Annotated in this window: 21 protein-coding genes, 1 tRNA gene and 1 pseudogene; 13 read left to right on the top strand and 10 right to left on the bottom strand. The window is 64.9% G+C overall.

All coding sequences use genetic code 11. The features are described 5' to 3' along the window. Positions 1-70 precede the first annotated feature (70 nt). A complete protein-coding gene (locus BN996_RS05600) occupies positions 71-868 on the bottom strand; it encodes an inositol monophosphatase family protein (RefSeq protein ID WP_089777543.1) in 798 nt (265 codons plus the stop codon). 91 nt (positions 869-959) lie between these two features. Here BN996_RS05600 and BN996_RS05595 point away from each other — a divergent pair, with 91 nt between their 5' ends. Next, positions 960-1229 (top strand): DUF8101 family protein, encoded by a 270-nt coding sequence (locus tag BN996_RS05595; protein WP_089779837.1) that lies wholly within the window; start codon positions 960-962, stop codon positions 1227-1229. 802 nt (positions 1230-2031) lie between these two features. Here BN996_RS05595 and BN996_RS05590 read toward each other — a convergent pair. From BN996_RS05590 to BN996_RS05580, 3 genes are all read right to left on the bottom strand, one after another. Next, positions 2032-2115, bottom strand: a tRNA-Leu gene (locus tag BN996_RS05590). A gap of 45 nt (positions 2116-2160) precedes the next feature. Continuing rightward, positions 2161-2820, bottom strand: a complete 660-nt coding sequence (locus tag BN996_RS05585; protein WP_089777542.1) for a sulfite exporter TauE/SafE family protein — start codon at positions 2818-2820, stop codon at positions 2161-2163. Between the two features lie 94 nt (positions 2821-2914). Then, the gene (locus BN996_RS05580; protein ID WP_089777541.1) at positions 2915-3103 is read right to left on the bottom strand and encodes a hypothetical protein; all 189 of its coding nucleotides are present in this window, start codon (positions 3101-3103) and stop codon (positions 2915-2917) included. Positions 3104-3191: 88 nt separating this feature from the next. Here BN996_RS05580 and BN996_RS05575 point away from each other — a divergent pair, with 88 nt between their 5' ends. Then, positions 3192-3677 carry a DUF309 domain-containing protein gene (locus BN996_RS05575; RefSeq protein WP_089777540.1) on the top strand — a complete coding sequence of 162 codons (486 nt, stop codon included), beginning with the start codon at positions 3192-3194 and terminating at the stop codon, positions 3675-3677. Positions 3678-3796: 119 nt separating this feature from the next. After that, positions 3797-4666, top strand: a complete 870-nt coding sequence (locus BN996_RS05570) for a M14 family metallopeptidase (protein ID WP_089777539.1) — start codon at positions 3797-3799, stop codon at positions 4664-4666. Positions 4667-4689: 23 nt separating this feature from the next. Here BN996_RS05570 and BN996_RS05565 read toward each other — a convergent pair whose 3' ends face one another. From BN996_RS05565 to BN996_RS05555, 3 genes are read right to left on the bottom strand one after another with little or no spacing between them, the layout of a single operon-like run. Further along, positions 4690-5337: an HAD family hydrolase gene (locus BN996_RS05565; RefSeq protein ID WP_089777538.1), complete on the bottom strand. Its 648-nt coding sequence runs from the start codon at positions 5335-5337 to the stop codon at positions 4690-4692. A 33-nt stretch (positions 5338-5370) separates the two neighbouring features. Beyond that, on the bottom strand, positions 5371-5820 hold the full coding sequence (locus BN996_RS05560; protein WP_089777537.1) for a UPF0179 family protein: 450 nt from the start codon (positions 5818-5820) through the stop codon (positions 5371-5373). Positions 5821-5844: 24 nt separating this feature from the next. Next, the gene (locus BN996_RS05555) at positions 5845-6225 is read right to left on the bottom strand and encodes a DUF5820 family protein (protein WP_089777536.1); all 381 of its coding nucleotides are present in this window, start codon (positions 6223-6225) and stop codon (positions 5845-5847) included. Between the two features lie 545 nt (positions 6226-6770). Here BN996_RS05555 and BN996_RS05550 point away from each other — a divergent pair. The 6 genes and pseudogenes from BN996_RS05550 to BN996_RS20780 form a co-directional block, all read left to right on the top strand. Next, positions 6771-8843, top strand: coding sequence for a PrkA family serine protein kinase (locus BN996_RS05550; protein ID WP_089777535.1), 2073 nt, complete (start codon positions 6771-6773; stop codon positions 8841-8843). Between the two features lie 2 nt (positions 8844-8845). After that, positions 8846-11119, top strand: coding sequence for a PrkA family serine protein kinase (locus BN996_RS05545; protein ID WP_089777534.1), 2274 nt, complete (start codon positions 8846-8848; stop codon positions 11117-11119). After that, entirely contained in the window at positions 11110-12429 is a 1320-nt protein-coding gene (locus BN996_RS05540) for a YeaH/YhbH family protein (RefSeq protein ID WP_089777533.1), read from the top strand. Before BN996_RS05545 ends, BN996_RS05540 begins: the two co-directional genes overlap by 10 nt. Further along, positions 12426-14435: a SpoVR family protein gene (locus tag BN996_RS05535; RefSeq protein WP_089777532.1), complete on the top strand. Its 2010-nt coding sequence runs from the start codon at positions 12426-12428 to the stop codon at positions 14433-14435. Before BN996_RS05540 ends, BN996_RS05535 begins: the two co-directional genes overlap by 4 nt. A gap of 8 nt (positions 14436-14443) precedes the next feature. Then, complete coding sequence (locus tag BN996_RS05530) at positions 14444-14983, top strand: DUF7344 domain-containing protein (RefSeq protein ID WP_089777531.1); 540 nt, start codon at positions 14444-14446, stop codon at positions 14981-14983. Between the two features lie 104 nt (positions 14984-15087). Beyond that, a pseudogene (locus tag BN996_RS20780) lies at positions 15088-15243 on the top strand (deoxyribodipyrimidine photo-lyase); the annotation flags it as partial. Here the strand turns inward: BN996_RS20780 and BN996_RS05520 are convergent. Further along, entirely contained in the window at positions 15185-15613 is a 429-nt protein-coding gene (locus tag BN996_RS05520; protein ID WP_089777529.1) for a disulfide bond formation protein B, read from the bottom strand. The pseudogene BN996_RS20780 and the gene BN996_RS05520 sit on opposite strands and share 59 nt — an antisense overlap. A 164-nt stretch (positions 15614-15777) precedes the next feature. Beyond that, on the bottom strand, positions 15778-17151 hold the full coding sequence (locus BN996_RS05515; RefSeq protein WP_089777528.1) for an MgtC/SapB family protein: 1374 nt from the start codon (positions 17149-17151) through the stop codon (positions 15778-15780). A gap of 597 nt (positions 17152-17748) precedes the next feature. Between BN996_RS05515 and BN996_RS05505 the strand changes: the two genes are divergently transcribed. The 4 genes from BN996_RS05505 (at position 17749) to BN996_RS05490 (ending at position 22498) form a co-directional block, all read left to right on the top strand. Continuing rightward, complete coding sequence (locus BN996_RS05505) at positions 17749-18387, top strand: HhH-GPD family protein (protein ID WP_089777527.1); 639 nt, start codon at positions 17749-17751, stop codon at positions 18385-18387. A 116-nt stretch (positions 18388-18503) separates the two neighbouring features. Continuing rightward, positions 18504-19454 carry a winged helix-turn-helix domain-containing protein gene (locus tag BN996_RS05500; RefSeq protein WP_089777526.1) on the top strand — a complete coding sequence of 317 codons (951 nt, stop codon included), beginning with the start codon at positions 18504-18506 and terminating at the stop codon, positions 19452-19454. After that, positions 19455-20351 carry a hypothetical protein gene (locus BN996_RS05495; protein ID WP_089777525.1) on the top strand — a complete coding sequence of 299 codons (897 nt, stop codon included), beginning with the start codon at positions 19455-19457 and terminating at the stop codon, positions 20349-20351. A 1529-nt stretch (positions 20352-21880) separates the two neighbouring features. Further along, positions 21881-22498: a tyrosine-type recombinase/integrase gene (locus tag BN996_RS05490; RefSeq protein WP_089777524.1), complete on the top strand. Its 618-nt coding sequence runs from the start codon at positions 21881-21883 to the stop codon at positions 22496-22498. Between the two features lie 291 nt (positions 22499-22789). Here the strand turns inward: BN996_RS05490 and BN996_RS05485 are convergent, their stop codons facing one another. Then, entirely contained in the window at positions 22790-23740 is a 951-nt protein-coding gene (locus tag BN996_RS05485; RefSeq protein WP_089777523.1) for a hypothetical protein, read from the bottom strand. Positions 23741-23919: the final 179 nt, after the last annotated feature.

The raw sequence follows: 23919 nt of genomic DNA, 5'->3' as shown, positions 1-23919 counted from the left end.
GGGGTGACTTCGCACTTGCGGATGGGGACTCGCTCGCGTCGGCGACGAGCGCCGTCTGGCTTTCGTCCGTCTACCGCCCGTCGATTTCGCGTGCCGCCTCCAGCACGACGTCGTGGACGCGGCCGTTCGAGGCGACGAGGCCCTCCGAGTCGTGTCGCCACTCGTTGCCGTCGAGGTCTGTGACCGTCCCTCCAGCCGTCCGTATGAGGTGTACGCCGGCGACCGAGTCCCACGGGTTCGCCCGCTTGTTCGTGATGACGCCGTCGAGCGAGCCGTCGGCGACGTACGAGAGCACGACCTGCATGCTCCCGTAGCGACGCAGGTCGCCGAAGCGCGTGACGATGGCCCGGGCCGCGGCGGCGTACTCGTCGCGGTCGTCGTAGTCCCACCAGAATGTCGGACAGACCGTACACGTCTCGGGGTCGTCGCGCTGGCTCACCGAGATTTCCTCGCCGTTTCGGTAGGCCGTCTCGTCGTCGGCCGCGTAGCAGTCGCCGAGCGCGGGCAGGTAGTTAGCCGCCGCGAGCGGTTCCCCGTCGCGGACGGCGGCGACCGCGGTCGCCCAGATCGGCACGTTGCGCACGAAGTTGTTCGTCCCGTCGATGGGGTCGACGACCCACGCCGGTCCCGACTCGGGAACCGATTTGAGTTCGTCCGCTTCCTCGCCGACGATGGGGTCGTCGGGGAACGCCCCGCGGATTCGGTCGACGACGCGGCGCTGGGCGTCCCTGTCGGCCTGCGTGACCACGTCCGTCTTCCCGCTTTTCGTCTCGACGGCGACGCCGGTTCTGAAGGCGCGCCGCGCGACCGCGCCGCCGTCGCGGGCCGCGCGCTGTGCCCGGTCCGCCCGGGCGTCGAGTTCGTTCATGAACGTGGCAGGACCGGCAGGTGCCTATATCCACCGACCCGGCGGCGGCGCGGCCCGGTGGCTTATGTCGATGGACGGTTTACTTCGTGACGTGTCAGACGCTATCGACCTCCCGGCTCGGGTCCGCGAATCGCTCGCGGCGTCGTTCGACGACGCCAGAGCGGCGGTCAGAGCCGGCGACGCCGAGGTCGCGCTGGAACACGTCGAGGCGGCGTCGCGCGTGCTCGGCCACAAGGTACCGCCGAGTCCGCTCAAGGAGAAACTGCGACACGGCGTGGCGGCCGTCGAGCGAACCGCGGCCGCCGAACCGCTCGTCGCCTCGGAGTATCTCCGACTGATGAGCCGGTTGGTCCGGCCGTGACGTCGTCGCCGACGCGCCGCTGACTCGACAAGTCGTGAACCGCACGCACCGTGAGGCGGACTGTCCGCTCGGCGGGCGGATATCAGAAAAGCCAGAATCCGCAATTAGAACCCGGACGGAAGACGTTTTCCACAGCCCTCACGACCGTTTCGGCTTGCGCCGAGTTCCCGAACTCCGATTCCTCGTGGTCCGGTACTTGGTCTTCCTGCCACTCGCTCGCAGAGCGGTTACGGGGCTGATTCGGTTCCTCTTCGGCACTTTGACCTCGTCTTCCTGTTACGAAAGACTCGGTGTTCGTGTCGATTCCATTCCTCCGCGTCTTGCGATGCGTACCGTCGTCGACGCCTTTCACGTCGCCCGACAGATTCGGTTTGGTCATCCGGTGCGTCCTTGCGCTTCCGGCAACACTACAGTAGGTCCGAAACCATAATGAACGTTTCTGATATTTCTCGGAGAGTCTGGGGACCCTGACTGTCCGTCCGGCGGAACGGTCAGACGCGCTCGTCGGTCAATGTCGTCCTCGGATAGGCCGCTTCCGGTGGTTTTCACCGGAAACCCGGTCTGTTCATGATGAATTGTTCGGGATGCGGACAGCGGCGCTTCGGTGGCTGCGTGACCGGAGAACCGCCGAGGCTCGATGGAGACGCGTCGCCGGTCGAGCGAGCGGGTTTATACGTTGACGGCCGACTGCGTCGGCGTCCGCGTTCCCGCCCGAGAGCGGGTCGAACCGCGTCGCGTACGCGCTCTGACTCGGCTCCCTCGGGACGCACTCGCCACTCGTCGCGTCGTTTCTCGGGACAAGTGCGAGGGGAGGGATTTGAACCCACGGACCCCTACGGGAGCGGATCTTGAGTCCGCCGCTTTTTCCTGACTTAGCTACCCTCGCGCGTACTCAAGTACGATAGGGGGACCGCTAAAACGTTGCGAAACGTCAGACGAGACCGCCGAACTGCTCTGCGACGAGGAGACCGCCGACTGCGACGCCCACGACGCCGGCCGCGGCGCGGAGGACGCGCGTCCCGCCGACCGCCATCGAGCGGCCCCAGAGGAACGAGACGGTCGCCATCGTGGCGATGGTGAGGAGGCTGAACGCCGCGAGGAACGCGAGCGCCTGGCCCACCGCGGGCGCGGTCGAGACCATCGCGATGACCAGCGCGCTGCTGCCGGCGAAGCCGTGGAGGACGCCGACCCCGAACGACTCGTCGTGGACGTGCGTGTGTTTCGTCCCGAACGCGACGTTCCCGAGCGAGAGATGCCGGTGGACGCCGCTGTCGTGGTCGTGGTCGCGGAGCGTCGGCACCGAGACGCCGGCGGCTCGGAGGAGCATCCGCGCGCCGAGGACGACGAGAACCGCGCCGACGACGACTTCGAAGAAGTGCGTCACCGATTCGGGTAGGCGGACGCCGAGCGCGACGAAGGCGAGACCGACGACGGCGATCGGAATCGAGTGGCCGACGCCCCACGACGCGCCGACGATGCTCGGTCGGTCGTCGTCTTCGACCATCGTCGCGACGGCGGCGAGATGGTCGGCTTCCAGCGCGTGCCGAACGCCGACGACCCCGCCGGCCACGAGCGCAGATGCGAGTGCCATACGCTCGAAAGGACGAATCGGGATAAATAGGTCAGGGGTCGCTGCGACGACCACAGCTCTCGGTCCGGTCGTCCGGAGCGAGCGAGTCCGGTTCCTACTCCGGCCGCCACTCGCAGGACGCGCCGGTCGTGAGTCCCGCCGCGTCGATGTGCGACGAGAGGCACGCGTAGTTGCAGAACGCGCCCGCCGGCACGCGCTCGCCGGCTTCGAGTTCCTCCACGAAGACGGGGTCGTGACGCCGAACGTCGCTCCCGCAGTAGGTGCATTCTATCGCGTCCGTCACGTCCGACCGTTGCCGCGCCAGCACGAAAAACAACGCGACCGATTACCCCACCGATGGAGTTACCGGTCTCCCGGTCGCCCTGACTCACATGGACGAACACACCCGCGACCCGAGCGTCGCCCCGCCGCTCGGCAACCCGTCGGGGTGGAACGACGAACTGCGGGCGTGGGAGCACGCGACGCTCCGGCGGGCGGTCGAACACGGCGTCCGACTGTTCAACGCCGGCGACTTCCACGAGAGCCACGACTGCTTCGAAGACGAGTGGTACAACTACGGCGCGGGGACCGCGGAAAGCGCCTTCCTCCACGGGATGGTGCAGGTCGCCGCCGGCGCGTACAAGCACTTCGACTTCGAGAACGACGCGGGGATGCGGTCGCTGTTCGAGACGGCGCTGGAGTACATCCGCGGCGTCCCGGGCGACTTCTACGGCGTCGACGTGGACGACGTGCGCGAGACCCTCCGGGCGGCGCTGGACGACCCGACGGCGCTCCACGGCTGGCAAATTGAACTCGACGGACACTGCGCGACCGCGTACCCCGCCGACTACGAGTACGTCGAGGGACTCGACCACTGACCGCGTCAGGGCGCTCTCGCGGCGGTCCCGCCCCGCCCGCCTCGGCGGGCGCGTCCGGGAAAGCGGCTCGAACCGGGAGAATCTAAAGGTCCATTAGCGTCCGGTTCTAGGAACCGGCAATGCGAATCTACGAACTCGGTGACGGCACGCCCGAAGTGTCTGTCGTCGGGTCCATCCACGGCGACGAGCCCTGTGGTGCTCGCGCCATCGAGCGGTTCGTCGCGGAGGACCCCGACGTCGAGCGGCCGGTGAAGCTCATCGTCGCAAACGAGGAGGCGCTGGCGGCGGACGCGCGCTATCTCGACGAGGACCTCAACCGGGCGTTCCCCGGCGACCCCAACGCCGAGAGCCACGAGCGACGCCTCGCCCACGACCTCGGCCGCGAGGTCCGCGGCACCACGGCCTTCTCGCTTCACTCCACCCAGTCGTACGCCGAACCCTTCGCCATCGTGGACGCCGTCGACGCCATCTCTCGGTCGATTCTCCCCCGGCTCCCGGTCGACGTGGCCGTCGAGACGAACCACTTCGCGGAGGGTCGCCTCATCGAACACGCCCACACTATCGAGGTCGAAGCCGGCCTCCAGAAATCCGCCGAGGCCGCCGACAACGCATACTGGCTCATCCGCGCGTTCCTCACCGCGACGAACGTCCTCCCCGCGCCGGCCGTCGCGAGCGACGGCGGTCACGAGAGCGGCGGGCCCGACGAGGAGTCGGAGTCGCAGACCGAAGACGACCGCCTGAAACTCGGCATCCCCGAGGAGGGCAGCCTCGACGTGTTCCGCCTGCTCGAACGGCTTCCCAAGCCGCCGGCGGACCAGTACGAGGTCCACGCGACCAACTTCGAACCCGTCGCCGCCGGCGAGACGTTCGCCCGCGCCGACGCCGAGCAGTTCGTCGCCGACCGCGACTTCTACCCCATTCTCCTTTCGGCGTACGGCTACGCGGACATCTTCGGCTACGCCGGCGAGAAGGTCGGCACGCTCCCGTAGTCGGTTCTCTCGCTTCTCCCGCGCTACGCGTCGTCTTCACCGAGGATTCGAGCGGCCGCGTCGGCGACCGATTCGACCGCTGCGGGGTCGTCGTCGGGGCCGTCGTCGCCGACGTGGTGTGCCTCCCACCCGGCGTCTCGCGCCCCGACAACGTCCTCGTCGTAGGTGTCGCCGACGTAGACGTAGCCGTCGGCCGGCAGGGCGGTCTCCGCGGCCTCGAAGATGCCCGAGTCGGGCTTCCGCGAGGCGACCGCGGGGTCGTTCGAGACGACGACGGCGTCGACGACGCCCGCGAGGCCGTGGCGTTCGAGTTTCGCCCGCTGGACCGCCGGCGCGCCGTTCGTGAGAATCCCCGTCGGTCGGCGGTCGGCGACGCGGACGAGCGCCTCGCGGGCCGACGCGGGGACCGTCGTGGCGGCGAGTTCGGCCTCCGCGTAGCGCGCCACGAGCGCCTCCGGGTCGTCGCCGATGTCGAACTCGTCGGTGATCGCCTCGAAGCCGACCGCGTAGGGGTCCACGGCGAGGTCCTCGAACGCGTCGAAGAAGACCGAGAGATACCGGTCGTAGGCACCGTCCGGAGCGTCCGGGACCGCCCGGTCGAAGATGGTCTCGAAGTCGGCGGTGTAGCGGAGGAGCGTCAGGTCGAGGTCGAAGAAGACGGCGGTCGTCATATCAGGGCCGGCGGCCGGAGGGCACAAAAACCCCTACTCGTCGGCGGGTTCGAACTCGACGAGCGTCAGGTTCCGGTCGAGGTGGCAGTGGTCGTGCGGCGGGTCGCCGACCACGTCGCGGATGCGGTACTCTTGGTCGAACTCCGCGCCCTCGGGGACGCAGTACTCGTGGCTCGGGCACTCGGTGTGCGGGCAGGGACCCTGCAGGCTGGCCTTGCTCCCGGCGTACGCCCCCTTCGAGGGGACGTTCGCCGTGACCGGGGCCGGTTCGACCTCGACGGCGCGGACGCCCTCGTCGTGAACGGCGCAGTCGAGGACCTGCGTGTTCTCGCGCACGCCGAGGACGCGGTAGCGGACGCCCTCGGTGAGATTGAGACACTGGCGGCGATACGGACACCCCTCGCAGGCGCTCGATTCACCGTGGTAGACGAACTCGGTGCCGGGGTCGGTCAGGCGGGCACCGACGAGAGTGACGGAGGTCATAGCGGGGATTCTCCTGCGAGGCGGTTAAGGCTCCCGCCCGGTCAGTTCGTCGAGCTTCTCGAAGTACTCCTCGCGGGGGACTTGGTAGGCGCTCCGGTAGTCTATCTCGCCGTCGGAAAACCGCCCGGCGATGTCGGCCGCGCCCTCGACGGCCGCCTCGCGGGAGTCGAACGCCTCGACGACGACCTCGATTTCGGGTTCGAGAGAGAGCACGGCGTGCCACGTATCGGTGCGTATCTGCGTCGCGCCCGGACGGTTCGCCCGCGACCCGTTCCACACGAAGACGGTCGGCATGCACTCGGCGGGGAAGGCGCTCTCGTTGAACACGTCCGGGCGATACGCGAGGATGCGCCGCCCCTCGGGTTCGTCGTTCCAGAGGGTCCACCCGTCGGGCAGGTCGGTCATGGGCGTGCTAGTCCGCCGCGCGTCCTAAGCCTTCCCGCTTCCGCCGCGCCCGCTGGTCGCGCTCGCGCTCGCCGCGACGCCGCCTCGACCGGGGTGGTTTCCCCCTCGAAAGCGACCCGTCGCAGACGACATGAATCCCAACCGACCCGATTAACGGGACCGCCAACCGACTGAATCGCCGATTAAATCGACATACGTTGGCCAGTCGGAGGGTCACCCGAGGTGGTACGTATCTGGATTGGTCGGCGTTCGAGACAATCAGTTGACTACTTTCACAGAAAGCGTTATATGTTAACGTCTCTCATTGATTGGTAGTCTCGGTCCCCGGGCCGAGCGAGCCGTCACGCATCGTCCGCAAATCGCCGATTCTGTCGCCCGTCGCCGACCCGTCGTGAGCGTGTAGCGGCGGCGGCGCACTTCGATTCACCCCCCGCGGTCTGTCGCCGCGGGTCCGTGGCTCGCGGTGTGTCGTCTGCGACCCGCGAACGCGGGCGCGTCGCCCTCGGTCGTCTCCGGACGGCTGGTCCGACGAGGCTCCACGAACAATGACCGGCGAAATTGAAACACTCGCAGACCTGAGCAAGCACTACAAAGACTCCGTGCCCGCGGACCTCCGCGAGGCGAAGAGCTTCGAGTGGTACTTGGAAGAGGTCTACGCCCACCCAAAGATCGCTCGCAACGCCCACCAGCGCGTGGCGGACATGTTCGACTTCTACGGCACCCGTTACGACGAGGACGCGGGCGTCGTGGAGTACCTCATGGCCTCGGAAGACCCCCTTCACGACGGAGAGAACGTCTTCTACGGCCGCGAAGTCCACGAGTCGATTCACGAGTTCGTCAACAAGGTGAAATCGGGGGCCCGCGGCCTCGGCCCCGAAAAGCGCATCAAACTCCTCTTGGGTCCCGTCGGCTCCGGGAAGTCGCACTTCGACTGGATTTCCCGCCGCTACTTCGAGGACTACACCATGTCCGACGAGGGGCGGATGTACACCTTCCGGTGGACGAACCTCGGCGACGTCATCCGCGACCAGGACCCGTCCGACGACGTGGTCCAGTCGCCGATGAATCAGGACCCGCTCGTGTTGCTCCCGCAGGAACAGCGCGACGTGGTCATCGAGCAGTTGAACGAGAACCTCGACGCGCCCTACACCATCCGGAACGACCAGGCGTTGGACCCCGCCTCGGAGTTCTACATGGACCGACTGCTCGCCCACTACGACGACGACCTAGAGGAGGTCGTCGAGAACCACATCGAAATCATCCGGCTCGTCGCCTCCGAGAACAAACGCCAGTGCATCGAGACGTTCGAGCCGAAGGACAAGAAGAACCAAGACGAGACCGAACTCACCGGCGACGTCAACTACTCGAAGCTCGCGGTGTACGGCGAGTCCGACCCGCGGGCGTTCGACTACGCCGGCGCGTTCTGTAACGCGAACCGCGGCATCTTCTCCGGCGAGGAACTGCTGAAGCTCCAGCGGGAGTTCCTCTACGACTTCCTGCACGCCTCGCAGGAACAGACCATCAAGCCGAAGAACAACCCCCGAATCGACATCGACCAGGTCATCGTCGGGCGGACGAACATGCCCGAATACCGCGAGAAGAAGGGCGACGAGAAGATGGAGGCGTTCAACGACCGGACCAAGCGCATCGACTTCCCGTACGTCCTCGAATACGAACAGGAGGCCGAAATCTACCGGAAAATGCTCCGGAACGCCGACGTGCCAGACATCCACGTCGAGCCCCACACCCTGGAGATGTCCGGGCTGTTCGGCGTCCTCACCCGCATCGTCGAACCCGACTCCGACACCATCTCGCTCGTTCAGAAGGCGAAGGCCTACAACGGCGAGTTGGACGACGGCGACGACGTCGACGTGCGCAAACTCCGCGAGGAAGGCGAGAAGAAAGCCGACATCGCAGAGGGGATGGACGGCGTTTCCGCCCGGTTCATCGGCGACGAAATCGCCGAGGCCATCATGGACGCGACCCACCGCGGCCGGGGCTACCTCTCGCCGCTGTCCTCGTTCACCCACCTCGAAGAGAACCTCGAAAACCACGGGTCGATTCCCGAGGAGAACCTCGAACGCTACCACCGCTACCTCGAAATGGTCCGCGAGGAGTACAAAGAGCGCGCCATCGAGGACGTGCGCCACGCCCTCGCCTACGACATCGACGAGATTCGCCGGCAGGGCGAGAAGTACATGGACCACGTCATGGCCTACATCGACGACGCGACGGTCGAAGACGAACTGACGGGGCGCGACCAGGACCCCGACGAGAAGTTCCTCCGCGCCGTCGAGGAGAAACTCAACATCCCCGAGGACCGCAAGGACGACTTCCGACAGGAGGTCTCCAACTGGGTCTCCCGGCGCGCCCGCGAGGGAACGTCGTTCAACCCGCAGGACAACGACCGCCTCCGCCGCGCCCTCGAACGCAAGCTCTGGGAGGACAAGAAGCACAACATCAACTTCTCGGCGCTCGTGAGCGCGAACGAACTGGACGACGACGAGCGCAACGCGTGGATCGACGCGCTCGTCGACCAGGGCTACTCGCGCGACGGCGCACGGGAGGTGCTTGAGTTCGCCGGTGCGGAGGTGGCGAAGACCGAGCTCGAAGGGTGACCATGCGAGACTACATCCGCGAGGCGGACGAGGCGCTCCGCGGCACCTACGAGGAGCCGATGAGCCTCGGCGAGTACGTCGACGCCGCGTTCGAGTCGCCGTCTATCGCCTCCCACGCGTCGAAGTACCTCTTGGAAGCCATCGAGTCGATGGGGACCAGACAGGTGGTCGAACAGGGCGAAGAGAAAGAGCGCTACCGCTTTTTCGACGACCCCGCCAACGACGGCGAGCACGCGGTCCTCGGCAACACGGAGGTGCTCAACGCCTTCGTCGACGACCTGCGGACCATCGCCGCCGACCGCGGCAAAGCCGAGAAGATAATCTGGTTCGACGGCCCGACGGCCACGGGGAAATCCGAGTTGAAACGCTGTCTCATCAACGGCCTCCGGGAGTACTCGAAGACCGACGCGGGGCGGCGCTACACCGTCGAGTGGAACGTCGCCAACGCCGACGACACCCGCGGGCTGTCCTACGGCGGCGAGGTCGACGCAGCCGACGAGGACTGGTACGAGAGCCCGGTCCAGTCGCACCCGCTTTCGGTGTTCCCCGCCGACGTGCGCAAGCGACTGCTGTCCGACCTCAACAGCAGGAACGGCGACCACATCCCCGTCGACGTGGACGAGGACCTCGACCCGTTCTGTCTGGAGGCGTACACCTACCTCGAAGAGGAGTTCCGCAGAGCGGGCAAGCAAGACCTGTTCAGCGCCGTCACCGACCCGAAACACCTCCGGGTGAAGAACTACGTCGTCGACGTCGGCCGCGGCGTCGGGGTCCTCCACTCGGAGGACGACGGCTCGCCCAAGGAGCGACTGGTCGGGTCGTGGATGCCGAGCATGCTCCGCGAACTGAACTCCCGGGGCCGGAAGAACCCGCAGGCGTTCAGCTACGACGGCGTGCTCTCGCAGGGCAACGGACTCCTCACCATCGTCGAGGACGCCACCCAGCACGCCGACCTGCTCCAGAAACTCCTGAACGTTCCCGACGAGGGCCACGTCAAACTGGACAAGGGAATCGGGATGGACATCGACACCCAGCTCGTCATCATCTCGAACCCGGACCTCGACGCCGAACTCGACAAGTACGCGGACAGGAACGGCCGCGACCCGCTGAAGGCGCTCAAGCGCCGGCTCAACAAACACGAGTTCCGCTACCTGACGAACCTCTCGCTGGAGGCCGAACTCATCCGCCGCGAGCTGACGAACGAGACGAGCGTCTGGACCGACGACCCCGAGGCGATGGCCGACCGAGTCGCCGAAGCCGTCGCATTGGACGTCCGCGAGGGGCCGGGCGAGGTCCGAACCCGCGAACTCGCCCCGCACACGGTCGAGGCCGCGGCGCTCTACAGCGTCGTGACCCGTCTCGACGGCGACGACGTGCCGCGCGACCCGGACATGGAGTTCGACCTCGTGGACAAGGCGTTGTTGTTCGACCGCGGCTACCTGCAAGTCGGCGACCAGCGCCGCGAGGTGTCGGCGTTCGAGTTCGTCGGCGACGCCGAGGGGACCCACGGGATTCCCGTGACGTTCACCCGCGACGTCATCGCCGACCTGCTGCACGACCGCGTCGACCGCAGGCATCCAGACCTCGACGTGTCGTCGGTGGTGATGCCGACCGACGTGCTCGACGAGATGGTCGCCGAACTCTCCGATGCGCCGGTGTTCTCGCGGGCGGAGTCCTCGGAGTACGAGGGCCGCATCGCGATGGTCAAAGAGTACATCTTCGACCGACAGGAGGCCGACGTGCTCGACGCGCTCCTCGCCGACAAGGGCGTCGAGCGCGAGACGGTCGAGGAGTACGTCGAACACGTCTACGCGTGGGCGTCCGAGGGGCAGATAGAGACCGAGCGAGGGCCGGTCGACCCCGACCCGCTTCTGATGAAGCTGTTCGAGACCGAGCACCTCGGGCGCTTCTCGCCGGACGACTACGAGGGCAACGAGCCCTCCGAGTCGGTCGAGGAGTTCCGCAACGAGAAGGTCATCACCGCGCTCAACCGCTACGCGTGGGAGAACCGCGACGAGGGATTCACCGTCTCCGACGTGGACCTCACCGAGATTCCGGTCATCCGGACGGTGCTCGAAACCCACGACTGGGAGGACGTGCGCCGGCTGTTCTCCGACCTCGACCCCCGCCAGTGGGACGACCCGCCGGCGAACACCGAGACGGCGCGGGTGAAAGCCCGCACCATCGACGAACTGGTCGACCGCGGCTACACCGCCGCGTCGGCCGAACTGACCAGCCGCGCCGTGATGAAGGAGGTGAGCCACACATGGGACTGAGAGACGACCTCGAACGATTCCGCGAAGTGGGCGAAGAGCGCCGCGAAGACCTCAAGGAGTTCATCTCCTACGGCGACCTCGGCGCGTCCGGCTCGAAAGACATCAAGATTCCAATCAAGGTCGTGGACCTGCCGGAGTTCAAATACGACCGCCTCGACATGGGCGGCGTCGGGCAGGGGAAGGGCGGCACGCCCGACGTGGGCCAGCCGCTCGGCCAGCCGCAACCCGGCGACGGCGACGGCGAAGACGGCGAACCCGGCGAGGAGGGGGCCGAACACGAGTACTACGAGATGGACCCCGAGCAGTTCGCCGAGGCGCTGGACGAGGAACTCGGCCTCGAACTCGAACCGAAGGGCAAGGAGGTCGTAGAAGAGGTCGAAGGCGACTTCACCGACATCACCCGGAGCGGCCCCCACAGCACCCTCGACTTCGAGCGCCTGTTCAAGGAGGGGCTGAAGCGCAAGCTGGCGATGGACTTCGACGAGGAGTTCGTCCGCGAGGCGATGAAAGTCGAGGGCACCACCGCCCGCGAGGTGTTCGAGTGGTGCCGCGAGCAGAACATCCTCGTCTCGATGGCGTGGATCGAAGACGAGTGGGGTCGCATCCCGGACGACGAGCGCGGGGCGTGGGCCTCCTTCGAAGAGATGGAGGAGAACGTCGAGCGGACGACGGCCACCCAGCGCATCCGCCGCGAGGGGCTCCGCGAGATTCCGTTCCGCCGCGAGGACGAGCGCTACCGCCACCCCGAGGTCATCGAGAAGAAGCAGTCGAACGTCGTGGTCGTCAACATCCGCGACGTGTCGGGGTCGATGCGGGAGACGAAGCGCGAACTCGTCGAGCGCACCTTCACTCCGCTCGACTGGTACCTCACGGGCAAGTACGACCACGCCGAGTTCGTCTACATCGCCCACGACGCCGAGGCGTGGGAGGTCGAACGCGACGAGTTCTTCGGCATCCGCTCGGGCGGCGGGACGCGCATCTCGTCGGCCTACGAGCTGGCGAAGGAAGTGCTCGACGAGCGCTACCCGTGGCGCGAGTGGAACCGCTACGTCTTCGCCGCGGGCGACTCCGAGAACTCCTCGAACGACACGAAAGAGCGTGTCGTCCCGCTCATGCAGGAGATAGACGCGAACCTCCACGCCTACGTGGAGACCCAGCCCGGCGGGACCGCCATCAACGCCACGCACGCCGAGGAGGTCGAACGGAGCCTCGGCGAGCAGGGCAACGTCGTGGTCGCGTACGTCTCGGAGCCCGACGACGTCATCGACGCCATCTACACCATCCTCAGCACGGAGGCGACAGCAGAATGAGTTTCAGACGACACCGCAGAGACGCACAGCGCGAGGCCGCCAGACTCGACGAGCCCGTCCGGGAGGCCGGCGCGCTCGCCAAGAAGCTCGGACTCGACCCCTACCCGGTGAACTACTGGGTGGTCAACTACGACGAGATGAACCAGCTCATCGCCTACGGCGGGTTCCAAGAGCGCTACCCGCACTGGCGGTGGGGGATGACCTACGACCGCCAGCGCAAGACCGACCAGTTCGGCATGGGCAAGGCGTTCGAAATCGTCAACAACGACGACCCCGCGAACGCCTTCCTGCAGGAGTCGAACTCGCTGGCCGACCAGAAGGCCGTCATCACCCACGTCGAGGCGCACTCGGACTTCTTCAAGAACAACCAGTGGTTCGGGCTGTTCTCGGACGAGGGGCAGTTCGCCGCGGCCGCGATGCTCGAACGCCACGCCCAGACCATCGAGCGGTACGTGGAAAACCCCGAAATCAGCCGGGACGACGTGGAGAAGTTCATCGACGCCGTCCTCTGTCTGGAAGACACCATCGACCAGCACCGGACCATCCGCGAGGCCGCCGCCGACGAGGACGGCCGCATCCCCGGAGACATCCGCGCCCAACTGGACAGCCTCGACATCTCCGACGACGTGCGCCGCGAGGTCTTCGACGACGCGTGGCTCGAAGGGGTCGAAGAGGCCGAACGCGAGGCCGCGAAGCTCACCGACCCCCGGAAGGACGTGCTCGCGTACGTCCGCGAACACGGCATGCGGTACGACGAGGAGACGGGCAAGGCGGAGGAGATGGAGCCGTGGCAGAAGGACGTCCTCGACATGCTCCGCGAGGAGGCGTACTACTTCGCCGCCCAGAAGATGACGAAGGTGATGAACGAGGGCTGGGCGGCCTACTGGGAGTCGCTCATGATGGGCGACGAGCGCTTCGCGGGCACGGACGAGTTCATCACCTACGCCGACCACCAATCGCGCGTCCTCGGGTCGCCCGGGCTCAACCCCTACAAGCTCGGCAAGGAGCTGTGGGAGTACATCGAGAACTCGACGAACCGCGCGGCGGTCGCCGACAAGCTCCTGCGCGTGAAGGGGGTGACGTGGCGCAACTTCCGCGAGACGATCGACTTCGACGAGGTGCAGGAACTCCTCCGGGCACACCCAGCTATCGACGGCGTCAGCGCCGACTCCCTCGACGAACTGTCCGAACTCGGCCCCGACGACCCGAGAGTCGACCACGAGACCCTCGACAGGGCGCTGTCGGGCGACGAGTCGCTCGACCTCGACGCGTACCCGTGGAAGCTCCTCACCTACGAGGGGCTCGCGGAGCGACACTACTCGCTGGTCAAAGCGCAGAACCGCGGGTTCCTCAGCCGGATTCGGCGCTCCGAGCTCGAACAGCTCTCGCGGTACATGTTCGACGACGAGGTGTACGACAGCGTCGCGGACGCCGTCGCCGACGTGGACAAGACCGCCGGCTGGGACCGCATGCGCGAGATTCGCGAGAGCCACAACGACGTGACGTTCCTCGACGCGTTCCTCTCCGAGGAGTTCGTCCGCGCGAATCACTACTTCGCCTACGAGTACTCCCAGTCGTCCCAGCAGTTCCGCGTCTCGTCGTCGGAGTACCGCGACGTGAAAAAGAAGCTCCTGTTCCAGTTCACCAACTTCGGGAAGCCGACCATCGCGGTGTACGACGGCAACTTCGACAACCGCGGGGAGCTCCTCTTGGGCCACCAGTACAACGGCGTCATCCTCGACATGAAGCAGGCGAAGGGCGTCTTAGAGCGCGTCTACCACCTCTGGGGTCGCCCGGTGAACCTGATGACCATCACGAAGGAGTTCGACGAACACGAGGTCGAAGTCGCCCGGCGACGGGGGCGCGAGCCGACGCCCGAAGAGCGGGCCATCCGGATTCGGTACGACGGCGAGTCGTTCGAGGAACACGACCTCGACGCCGAACTGGAAGCGCGCATCGCCGCCGGCGAGGTCGACTACGACACGAAGCCCGATGACTGGCTCTGAGCGGGGCGATGGGCGACGCTGAGCCGCCGTCGGTGGACGAGCCGGCGGACGACTCGCTCGACGAGGCCGACATCCACGACGTGCTCAGAAACGAGCGGCGACGGCTCGCGCTCGACCGACTGCGAGACGCGCCGGGGCCGGAGTCGGTCGGCGACCTCGCGGAACACATCGCCGAGGTAGAGTCCGGCGAGTCGCCGCCCCCCAAGAACGTCCGGCAGAGCGTCTACATCTCGCTGCACCAGACGCACCTCCCCAAACTCGACTCGCTCCGAATCGTCGCGTACGACTCGCGGGCGAAGACCGTCTCGCTGGGCTCGGCCGCGGCGGAACTCGACCACTTCTTGGCCGACCCGGAGCCGACACAGCCGCCGCTGGCGCTCCTGTCGCTGGCGACGTGTCTCGCCGGCCTCGCGCTCCTCGTCGCCGGGTGGATGGGCGTCCCCGTCATCGACGGCGTGGACCCGCGACTCGTCGCCGGCCTCGCGCTCACCGCCGTCGCGGTCGTCGCCGGCGCGGAACTCGGCTTACAGACGCGAAGCCGGACATAGGTCGGTGACGCGGTCGCGGTCCGTCCTATTCCACCCGCCCCGATTCCACCAGCCCCGAATCTGCCGTTCGACTCAAGTCACCCCCATCCTAAGCGCCGCCGACGATGTCCGAGTCAACTTCGCTCGCGTGGTTCCGCCGCGACCTCCGCCTGCACGACAACGCGGCGCTCGCGGCCGCCTGTGCGGCCGACCGCGGTCACGTCACATCCCCCACGCGTCGTCGGCCCCGCCGAGGCGGGCGACGGCGACCGCGAGGACCGTCACGAGCGCGAACCCGATGAACGCGAGTCGCGGGATGGTCAGGAGACCGCCGAGCATGGGATACTGGATAGACGTACACGGGCCGCCGACGGTACAGGTCGCGCCCGGCGCGACCTGCAGATAGGAGTGATACCCCGAGAGCGCGAGGCCCCCGAGCGAGAGCGGCAGTACCGTCTTCCAGACGCCGGGTCGGTCCTCGACCGCGGCGACACCGAGCACCACGACGAGCGGGTACATCAGGATGCGCTGGTACCAACAGAGGTCGCAGGGCGTCAGTCCGAGGCCGAGGCTGAAGTACAGACTCCCGCTCGTCGCGGCGAGGGCGACGAGGGTTCCCGCGGCGAGCGCGGCGCGCGTCGCGTCCGACACGGTCAGGCGCTCCCGAGGACGTGCCTCGTTCCGTTCGGCTCCGGAGCCGGTAGCTGTCGCTCCCCCCGCGGTTCGCCACGGTCACGTCGAGTCGAGTCGAGTATCATCGCTTGTTGGACGTGGAGCGACGATAGCCCCCGGCGTACCTCAAGCCATCGGCTCGCCTAGCGAACGGCGACGGTGGTGACGATGACGACGCCGACGACGCCGGCGGCCACGAGGAGCGCGCTCCGGCGGGCCACCGGCCCGAGGAGCTCCCGGTCGACGCTCGCCGCGAGCGCGACTTTGACCGCGATGCTCGCGGCGGTGCCGGCGAGGACGCCGACGACGGCGGTCGTCTCGCCGATGGTGCCGCCGCCGTAGAGCGTGACGGCGGTCGTGACGACCGACCCGCTCGACACGAGTCCGCCGAGGAAACTCGTCACGACGAACCCGGTCGCGCCGAAGTACTCCTGTGCGGCCGCGGAGGCGATCAACACGAGGAGGAAGAAGACGCCGAACCGGAGGGCGCTTTCGAGGCTGAACGGCGACTCGAACGCCACGTCGAGGTCGACGCCCCACTCCCGGGAGTGCAGCGCGTAGCTCACCCCGACGAGCGCGATGAGTCCGAGGGGGACGCCCACCTCGACCGCGAGTTCCGGAACGAACACGGCGACGAGCGAGAGGTTCCGGAGCGCCATCGCCGCGTCGGCCATGAGAATCGCGCCGGCCGCGAGCGGCCGAATCGACGGGTTTCGACTGGTCCGTCCGGCTATCTCGCCGATGACGGCCGTCGAGTTCACCAGCCCGCCGAAAAACCCCGTGATGGCGATGCCGCGCTCGCCGTACCGACGGATGATGACGTAGTTGACGAAGCCGATGGCGCTCACCGCGACGACGAGTAGCCAGACGGTTCGGGGGCTGACGGCGTCCCACGGGCCGACCTGCCCCTCGGGGAGCAACGGGTAGACGACGAACGCGATGATGGCGAACTCGACGGCGCTTCGGACCTCGTCCGCCGTCAGTCGCCGGGCGAACCCGTGGAGTTCGCGCCGCAGGACCAACAGGAGCGACGAGGTGAGCGCGACGACGACCCCCTCGATGACGAAGCCGCTGACGACCGCCGCGCCGACCGCGTACGCGACCAGAAGCGACGTGGACGTGGTGAGCGAGAGGCTCACGCCGAGGTCGTCTAACCGGGCGACTTCGGCGTCGTCGCGGTGGTTCCCATCGCGGTGTGAATCGGACGCACCGACGGCGTCGCGGTCGTCCCGCGAGTCGGCTCCGCCGGCGTCGCTTTCGTGGGGCCCGCGGTCGAACAGCCCGCGACTCCCGAGCAACACCGCCTGTACGACCACCAACAACCCGCCGGCCGCGAGGAGCACGTCGCTCCCGACCGCGACGGCGATGCCTCCGAGGAGACTCGTCAGGGTGAACGTCCGAACGCCGGCGCTCTTTTTCGACCGCTCGCGCTCCAAGCCGAGGAACATACCCAACGCCGCCGCGACGAACAGGCGGACGACCACGGGGTCGAGTTGCGAGACGAACTCTTCGAGCATCACCGACCCCTCGTCTCGGGACGTTCGTGTTCCATGCTATCGTTCGTATTTTAATTGCTATCGTTAAAAACGTGTAAGCTAATTGGGCGTGGAGATGGCGGTCGCTTGAAAGGAAGTTCAGCAGAGAAGTGCTCGGTCAGGGATTTGAACCTCAGTCGCAGCAAGCTGCTCCCTGATTCAAATCCCTACACTGTGCGCTCTTCTTCGTCACATTGTTCCTCAGAGAAGTGCTCGGTCAGGGATTTGAACCCTGGTCCTCGGCTCGAAAGGGCTCCCCCGTTCGCCGCGAGCTCGGCCCGTTCGAGCGCATCCCGCCTCCGCGCATCTGCGGTTTTCGGCCGCTACTGGCTGGACAAACGCGGGCTATCTACTTAAATCACCAGACGCTTGTCCACCGGCCAAGTTCGATTCGACCTGATATCTCTGTCTCTGTGTCGTCGAACGGGTGGTCCCGGTAGCGACGCGAGACGATTATCGTACTTCAAAGTATCATACTCTGAAGTACGATCCGGGCGAAGCTGAACCCACCATCGAGGAGAATCGAACTACCGACGTCCCCGACGAACGTATTTCATCGATGACGCGGCAGAGCGTCACGTGTTGAACCCTCAGCAGTCGTTCGTCGGACCGCTACTTGCTTGGCACGAAGAGAACGGCCGGCATCGGCTACCCTGGCGCGAGCCCGGCCGGTCGGCGTTCGAGATCCTGATCGCGGAGATACTGCTTCAGCGAACGACCGCCGCGTCAGTCTCCGGTGCGTATCTCCCGATAGTCGCGCGGTACCCGTCGCCCGAAACCGTCGTCGCCGCGAACCCGGAGGCGATCGAACGACGAATCGCTCCGCTCGGTCTGGCGAAACGAGCGGAGTTCATCCGACGGACCTCACAGCAGTTGGTCGCGCGGCACTCGGGCGACGTCTCCCGCCGATACGCTGACCTTCTGGAACTCCATGGCGTCGGCGCGTACACCGCGCGCTCGGTCCTGACACACGCGTTCGACGAGGACATCGCGGCGGTGGACACGAACGTTCGGCGTCTGATTTCCCGCTTCTTCGACTTACCCCCGGACTCGGGGACTCTCCCGCATCTCGCCGACGGGCTCGTACCCTCTCGACGCGGGAGCGATTTCCAGCACGCTATGTTGGACTTCGCGGCCGACGTCTGCACCGCACGCACTCCGCAGTGCGAGACGTGCCCGTTCGGGGAACACTGCCGAAGCTCCGAGCGCGCGGTCTGAGCTGGCGCGTGACGCAATATAGCTCTGCCCGCACCGGGAGCACTCAGACTATGGGCCAAATCGTAAACCAAACCGTGGGAACACCTTTGAGTGTTCGGACAATATGGTTTACAAAGATGCTCTCGAAGACCGGGATCGCTGTTCTCGACGCGCTCTCCTCCGGTCGGGAAGCCACCGCCCGGGAACTCGCGGCGGACACGGGGAACAGCAGGAAGCAAGTCTATCGCGTCGTCGACGAAATGATCGAGGCGGGACTGGTGCGCGAGACGCGCGGCCATCACAACCTGCGCGTCGTGAGAGCGACGGACGATCCGGTCGTCGAAGCGTACCGCCGCCTCGCCTCGAAACTCGCACACGTCGAATGGCCTGAGCTCCTCTCCCCCGCGACGATACGCGTCTGCTGGTTCCTCGACGAACCGCGTCGCGTCACGGCGATCGCCGACCGTCTGGGGATCACGAGACAGGCCGTTCACAAAGCCCTCTCACCGCTGAAGAACCGGGCGATGTTAGATCCGGCAGGGCCGGAATACGCGCTCGCCGACGACCTGCGACCGCTGCTCGAATTCGCTCGCGCGGTCGTCGCGCACGAACACCGAGTCCGAGTTCGCGCTCTCGCGCCGAGCGCGACCGTGGAGTGGTGCGACCCGAAGCGGGCTCTGGTCAGAGTCCACGACCCGGAGGACACGGACACGCTCCAGAGCGCGGAAGACTGGGAACTGACGGGGCTGGCGAGATTTCGGGCGTACGGCCTGCGATTCTTCCTCGCGGGCGAGCCGGCGTTCTGGTACGCGCCGGACGAACCTCTCACCCCCGCAGAGGTCGTCTGCCACACGCTCGTTCTAGACGCGGACTCGCGGCGGACGAGCTACGCGTTACTCCTCATCGAACAGAAGGGGATCGACCGGGAAGCGCTCACGGAGACCGCGACTTGGTACGGGGTCGAGCAGACGATCTCTCAGATGTACGCTTTCATCGACGAGAACATCGAGGCGGGCGATGAGGGAGGAGTTCGCTTACCGAGTCCCGGAGAGTACGCGGCGCTGAAAGACCAGTACGGGGTCGCCTGAATGGCGGTCTTCACCGGCGGCGACGCCATCAGGGAGTTCCTGTCGGAGTTCGACGGATGGCTCTCGGAACCCGTCGACGTGTACCTGTTGGGTGGGTCGGCGATGACGGTTCAGGGACTCAAAGCCCAGACTGAGGACATCGACTTGGCCCTCGCCGTGACGACCGAATTCGAGCACGTGTACGAAGCGCTGCAACGGAACGGGTTCGAGGTGATTGACGAGCCCACCGAGCCCTTCGACGGCGTCGGGAAAACGGTCGAGACGCGTCATCCCGAGCGAGGGCTCCGAATCGACCTGTTCGAACGGCAGGTAGTCGGGAAGGTGTGGATCACGACTCGGATGCACGAGCGGGCGGAGGAGTTCTGGGTCGGCGAGCACGCGACGGCGTACGTACTCTCCGACGAAGACATGTTCCTGCTGAAGGCCGTCTCGGGCGGTGACTTGGGGAGCGGAAGGCGGCGGGACATCGAGGACATGCGGTTGTACGCGCAACGCGGGCTGGAGTACGAGTCGATCCTGGAGGAGATCGAGAAACAGCGCCCGTTCAATACGGGTTCGACGGAGGCGCGACACATCCGCGACCGATCTCACCCGCTATTCGCCATCGAGACCGCGGTGCAGATGCTCTCCGGGTTACCGGCGTCGTTCACTGAACGCGTTTCGGAATTCGCAACCGAATTCGAGGCCGAGTACTTCGTTCTGGGGGCGATCGACGACGGGAGGCGCGAAACGAGTTCGATTCGGTCCTTCGTCCTGTCGAACGTGCGGTCGCTTTCGGACGGTGACGAACGGGCGGTGACCGATGCGATCACCCGCCTCGTCGATAAGCAGGTCATCGAACGTGACGGCGACTCGCTGCGTCTCAAGACCACGGAATCGAACCCCGGGACAGAATGACTGCGCAGCAGAGACCGGACCAGTACAGCCAACCAAATAGAGAACGAAACCATTGAGACATCCGTCGCGTCAATTCGTTCGGGGGGTTCCGGACGTCGAAGATGGGGCGTTCGACTAAGCGCATCGAACCTCCCAACCGCGACCACCGACTCTGCATACCAGCAGAGAACATATTTTCAGAACACTCTCTGTTGGTATTTCAAATTCGATGATTGGTTAGAATCCCACCAACTCCGGTCTGCTCGGACAAGCTATCAGATTTCTTATTGAATCCGTCAAAACTCTTGATAAGAACACACATCTATGTTATATATCCACTCAGCAGTTGCGCGGGTTCTATGATGGTATTCGAGAGAGTTATTCGATTACATGGTAGAATTATGTCAAGACAAATATTTGATACGGATGGCAGAAATTCAAACACCGCTAGCTGGGGATGCTGGCGCTTCTACTTGCCACACGAAAAAGTCGTGCGAAATTCAATGTAAGTATTCGCCGGTAGTACCCGGGAGATCCGTGGTTTAGGAACCTATCATCTCAATCATCAGTATTCCGATGCCACGTCGAGATCCGGTATCCGAGCTGCGGGATAGCGATTCCCAACGGATCGTGTCGATTTTACAACGAAGCGTGAAGTGAGCCCTGTCTCCGGATTACGAATCAATCGTGCGGATTTCAATGTAGGCAAAAGTTCAGTAATTTGACTATAATCGCGTCCAGAAGGGTCAGATCCGGATTGACACCGAAAGTAGCCGCACAAGCGGAGTTCGGCCGGGAAATGGAACTTTCTTTCCGCCTCTCCGCCGTCTTTCGATCCCAAAGAACACGTGCAGAAATCAATGTGATGGACGGATCTATCGCCGTCTTTTGGTTCCAAACAGATCATCGTGATTTCGTTGCATGGATTGACCTGCGGATTTGCGGACTCCACTCAAATTCGACCCAGATAAACTAAAAATTCTCACACATACAGAGGATTTTCAGAAACGTCTCCCCTTGCCGTCCTACGATTCCAAATAGATCGTGCACTTTTCAATGTACATTTCCAGGATGTTTATCAATACATTGATGTTTGCTCAAAGACCGTAGACACTTTCTACACTCCTTAGAGAGTGTCTACGGAGATATGAACTTGCGAATCGGTCTGTAGACACTCCGCTCAGGGGGGTGTATCGTCCTAAGACGTACGGTGATATACCCTGAGGGATTTACCCTCCAACCGGGATTACGTTCAAGCCAGCATGGCTACCGTCCTTCGAGCGCCAGACAGTGACGGCTCAAACGATCGTCGAACCTGTCTGTTTCTTTTGAATTTTCTGGCGTGGTGATCCATGGTATCTTTCCCGGAAAGTTGATGGTTGATTCAACTAGTCCACTCTTTCGTCTGGACAGGCTATGTGGATGTCCTCTTTTTCGGCGCGGTGTTCTTTCTTATCCAGCGGAGACATACTGAACTTTGGAATCTTCTTGTAGACTCCAAAGTTCAAAGAGGGTTGGAGCGTTACTGTTTATAAAGTCGGTGTGCCAGAATGAGCGAATACGCAAACTCCAAAGTTCGAGCGAAAGTGTGGGTGACGCCCGACCAAGTCGAGTCACTCCGCTCGGCGTGTTACAAGACCGGTGCCGAGTACCTACAGCAACGCAACGAAGCCATCGTGACCACGATGTTCGACACGGGACTCCGCGTCGGCGAACTCGTCAGCGTCGACGTTGAGTTCCTCCGGAACGACAACTCGGAACTCTACCTGCCGACGGAGGTCCAGAAGGACTACCCCAACGAGCACTCGCCGCCGCCGGTCACGCTCGTGCTCGCCGACGACACCACGCGACTGCTGTCTTCGTATCTCACCAACCGGTGGAAAGACACGCCGGCGCTCTTCCCGTCGCGCTCTTCCGACCGCATCTCCGAACAGGGTGTCCGTAATATGATCCACAAAATAGCCGAGAAGGCAGAGGTTCGCCCCTTCAGGCTTGATGGGAGTAGGGGTACTCCCGACGACGTCACGCCGCACGCCCTCCGACACGGCGTCGCCTACCGGATGATGAACGAAGAGGAGGGGAACACGCTCTACGACGTTCGGAACCGTCTCCGGCACAGGAGCATCCAGACGACCGAGCGCATCTATGACCATCTGTTGAAAGTGTGATCGTGCGCTTGAACTCGATGTCCCAGTGAGGAAACGAGGTGCCCGGATACCTCCAGTGCGGAAACGAGGTCACGCTTCAGTGCGGAAATGAGGTGCCCCAGAACCTCCAGTGAGGAAACGGGGTTACCTTCAGTGCGGAAACAAGGTGCCAAAAAACCCCCAGTGCGGAAACGAGGTCATGCCTTCAGAGGGGCGTCGAGTACCTGACATCGTCTTCAGTGCGGAAACGGGGTTACCCCTCAGTGAGGAAACGAGGTGCGCTCTTCTATCAAACGGGAGCGGTCGAGGGAACTAATCGTCCCTTGCGTCCTCGTCCCACGACGCGAGCTCCGGGAAACACGTCTCACAGAACCGGACCACGTTACCCTGTTCGACGACGTCGGCGACCGTCGGTCGGACATCCTCGAACATCTCCCGGATATCTTCGTCCTCTTCCCCGCCCCAGAGGGGCGAATCGCGTTCGTATCCACAGGGCGGACTCTCCGACTCGTGGAGTATCGGCGGTCTCGTGTCGGCCGTGTCCGTGACGCGGTGCTCGTGGACAACCTGCGTTCGAAGCGCGTCGTCGCCGAGTCGATCACGAACTGCCGGTAGTTCGTCGGGCTGTATCGACCTGAGTTCGGACACGTGCGCCATCGACGGCTCCGCGGCCATCGCCTCCGAGAACGACGCGTAGTCACACCGACGAATCGGCATGTACGAGACGCGAAGCCGCCCACCGGCGGACCCGACTTGTTTGCGAACCGCGCGAGCGCGGTACAGCATCGACGTGTAGGAGTCGTGAACCGAATCGACGGTCCAGTCGGACTCCAAGTCGTACCGGGTGGAGAGCTTGAACACGACACCCTCGACGCCCGGCTCGGTGAGGAGCCCGTCGTCTCCTCGCTCCCTCTCGATACGACGGTCGGTCGCGTACCGCGGGAAACAACTGGTACACGGGTCGATACCGCGCGAAAGCGCGTCTCGGTGCGTGAGGAACACGTGGCGGGAGTCTCCCGCGTCCCCTTCGAGCACACCGTCCGAATCGACGGGGTCACCGGTCGCGGTGACGACCTCGCCGTCTTCGACTTCCGGGGGGTCTCCGTCAGCTATCTTCTCGGCGTCGTGAAAGCCGTGGAACGTATCGAGCTTCGGCCCTCCGTCCTCCTTGAATTCGAACCACCACTCCACCGCGACCGCGGCGTCGAGCGGCGGCGTCCCCTCGTTCAGCGGTGGGAGTTCCGCGGGGTCCGATTCGGTCATACACGCTAATTCTTCCGAACGGTCATAAGTCCACGACCGCCCGAAACCGGATTACTGAAGTGCGTGTTCGGCTGGCTGAGTTGGGTACGGAGCAGGAGCTCAGACTCCGGGTAAAGGGGTCCACGCTCGGAGAGAACCGTCTCTCGAACGTTCGCCTCCAGAGACCGTTCCGGGCCGAT

This window comes from Haloferax massiliensis, from assembly GCF_001368915.1.
In the GTDB taxonomy this organism is placed as follows: Archaea; Halobacteriota; Halobacteria; order Halobacteriales; family Haloferacaceae; genus Haloferax; species Haloferax massiliensis.
The sequence above is the reverse complement of the archived record's forward strand: the minus strand, read 5'-3'. Positions and strand labels throughout refer to the sequence as shown.

Excerpts from the sequence above, each read along its gene's own strand:
- BN996_RS05535 (WP_089777532.1), top strand. The coding sequence starts at position 12,426 with ATGAGTTTCAGACGACACCGCAGAGACGCACAGCGCGAGGCCGCCAGA.
- BN996_RS05485 (WP_089777523.1), bottom strand. The coding sequence starts at position 23,740 with ATGACCGAATCGGACCCCGCGGAACTCCCACCGCTGAACGAGGGGACG.
- BN996_RS05515 (WP_089777528.1), bottom strand. The coding sequence starts at position 17,151 with ATGCTCGAAGAGTTCGTCTCGCAACTCGACCCCGTGGTCGTCCGCCTG.
- BN996_RS05530 (WP_089777531.1), top strand. The coding sequence starts at position 14,444 with ATGGGCGACGCTGAGCCGCCGTCGGTGGACGAGCCGGCGGACGACTCG.
- BN996_RS05500 (WP_089777526.1), top strand. The coding sequence starts at position 18,504 with ATGCTCTCGAAGACCGGGATCGCTGTTCTCGACGCGCTCTCCTCCGGT.
- BN996_RS05585 (WP_089777542.1), bottom strand. The coding sequence starts at position 2,820 with ATGGCACTCGCATCTGCGCTCGTGGCCGGCGGGGTCGTCGGCGTTCGG.
- BN996_RS05540 (WP_089777533.1), top strand. The coding sequence starts at position 11,110 with ATGGGACTGAGAGACGACCTCGAACGATTCCGCGAAGTGGGCGAAGAG.
- BN996_RS05560 (WP_089777537.1), bottom strand. The coding sequence starts at position 5,820 with ATGACCTCCGTCACTCTCGTCGGTGCCCGCCTGACCGACCCCGGCACC.
- BN996_RS05545 (WP_089777534.1), top strand. The coding sequence starts at position 8,846 with ATGCGAGACTACATCCGCGAGGCGGACGAGGCGCTCCGCGGCACCTAC.
- BN996_RS05550 (WP_089777535.1), top strand. The coding sequence starts at position 6,771 with ATGACCGGCGAAATTGAAACACTCGCAGACCTGAGCAAGCACTACAAA.
- BN996_RS05565 (WP_089777538.1), bottom strand. The coding sequence starts at position 5,337 with ATGACGACCGCCGTCTTCTTCGACCTCGACCTGACGCTCCTCCGCTAC.
- BN996_RS05495 (WP_089777525.1), top strand. The coding sequence starts at position 19,455 with ATGGCGGTCTTCACCGGCGGCGACGCCATCAGGGAGTTCCTGTCGGAG.
- BN996_RS05490 (WP_089777524.1), top strand. The coding sequence starts at position 21,881 with ATGAGCGAATACGCAAACTCCAAAGTTCGAGCGAAAGTGTGGGTGACG.
- BN996_RS05575 (WP_089777540.1), top strand. The coding sequence starts at position 3,192 with ATGGACGAACACACCCGCGACCCGAGCGTCGCCCCGCCGCTCGGCAAC.
- BN996_RS05555 (WP_089777536.1), bottom strand. The coding sequence starts at position 6,225 with ATGACCGACCTGCCCGACGGGTGGACCCTCTGGAACGACGAACCCGAG.
- BN996_RS05570 (WP_089777539.1), top strand. The coding sequence starts at position 3,797 with ATGCGAATCTACGAACTCGGTGACGGCACGCCCGAAGTGTCTGTCGTC.
- BN996_RS05600 (WP_089777543.1), bottom strand. The coding sequence starts at position 868 with ATGAACGAACTCGACGCCCGGGCGGACCGGGCACAGCGCGCGGCCCGC.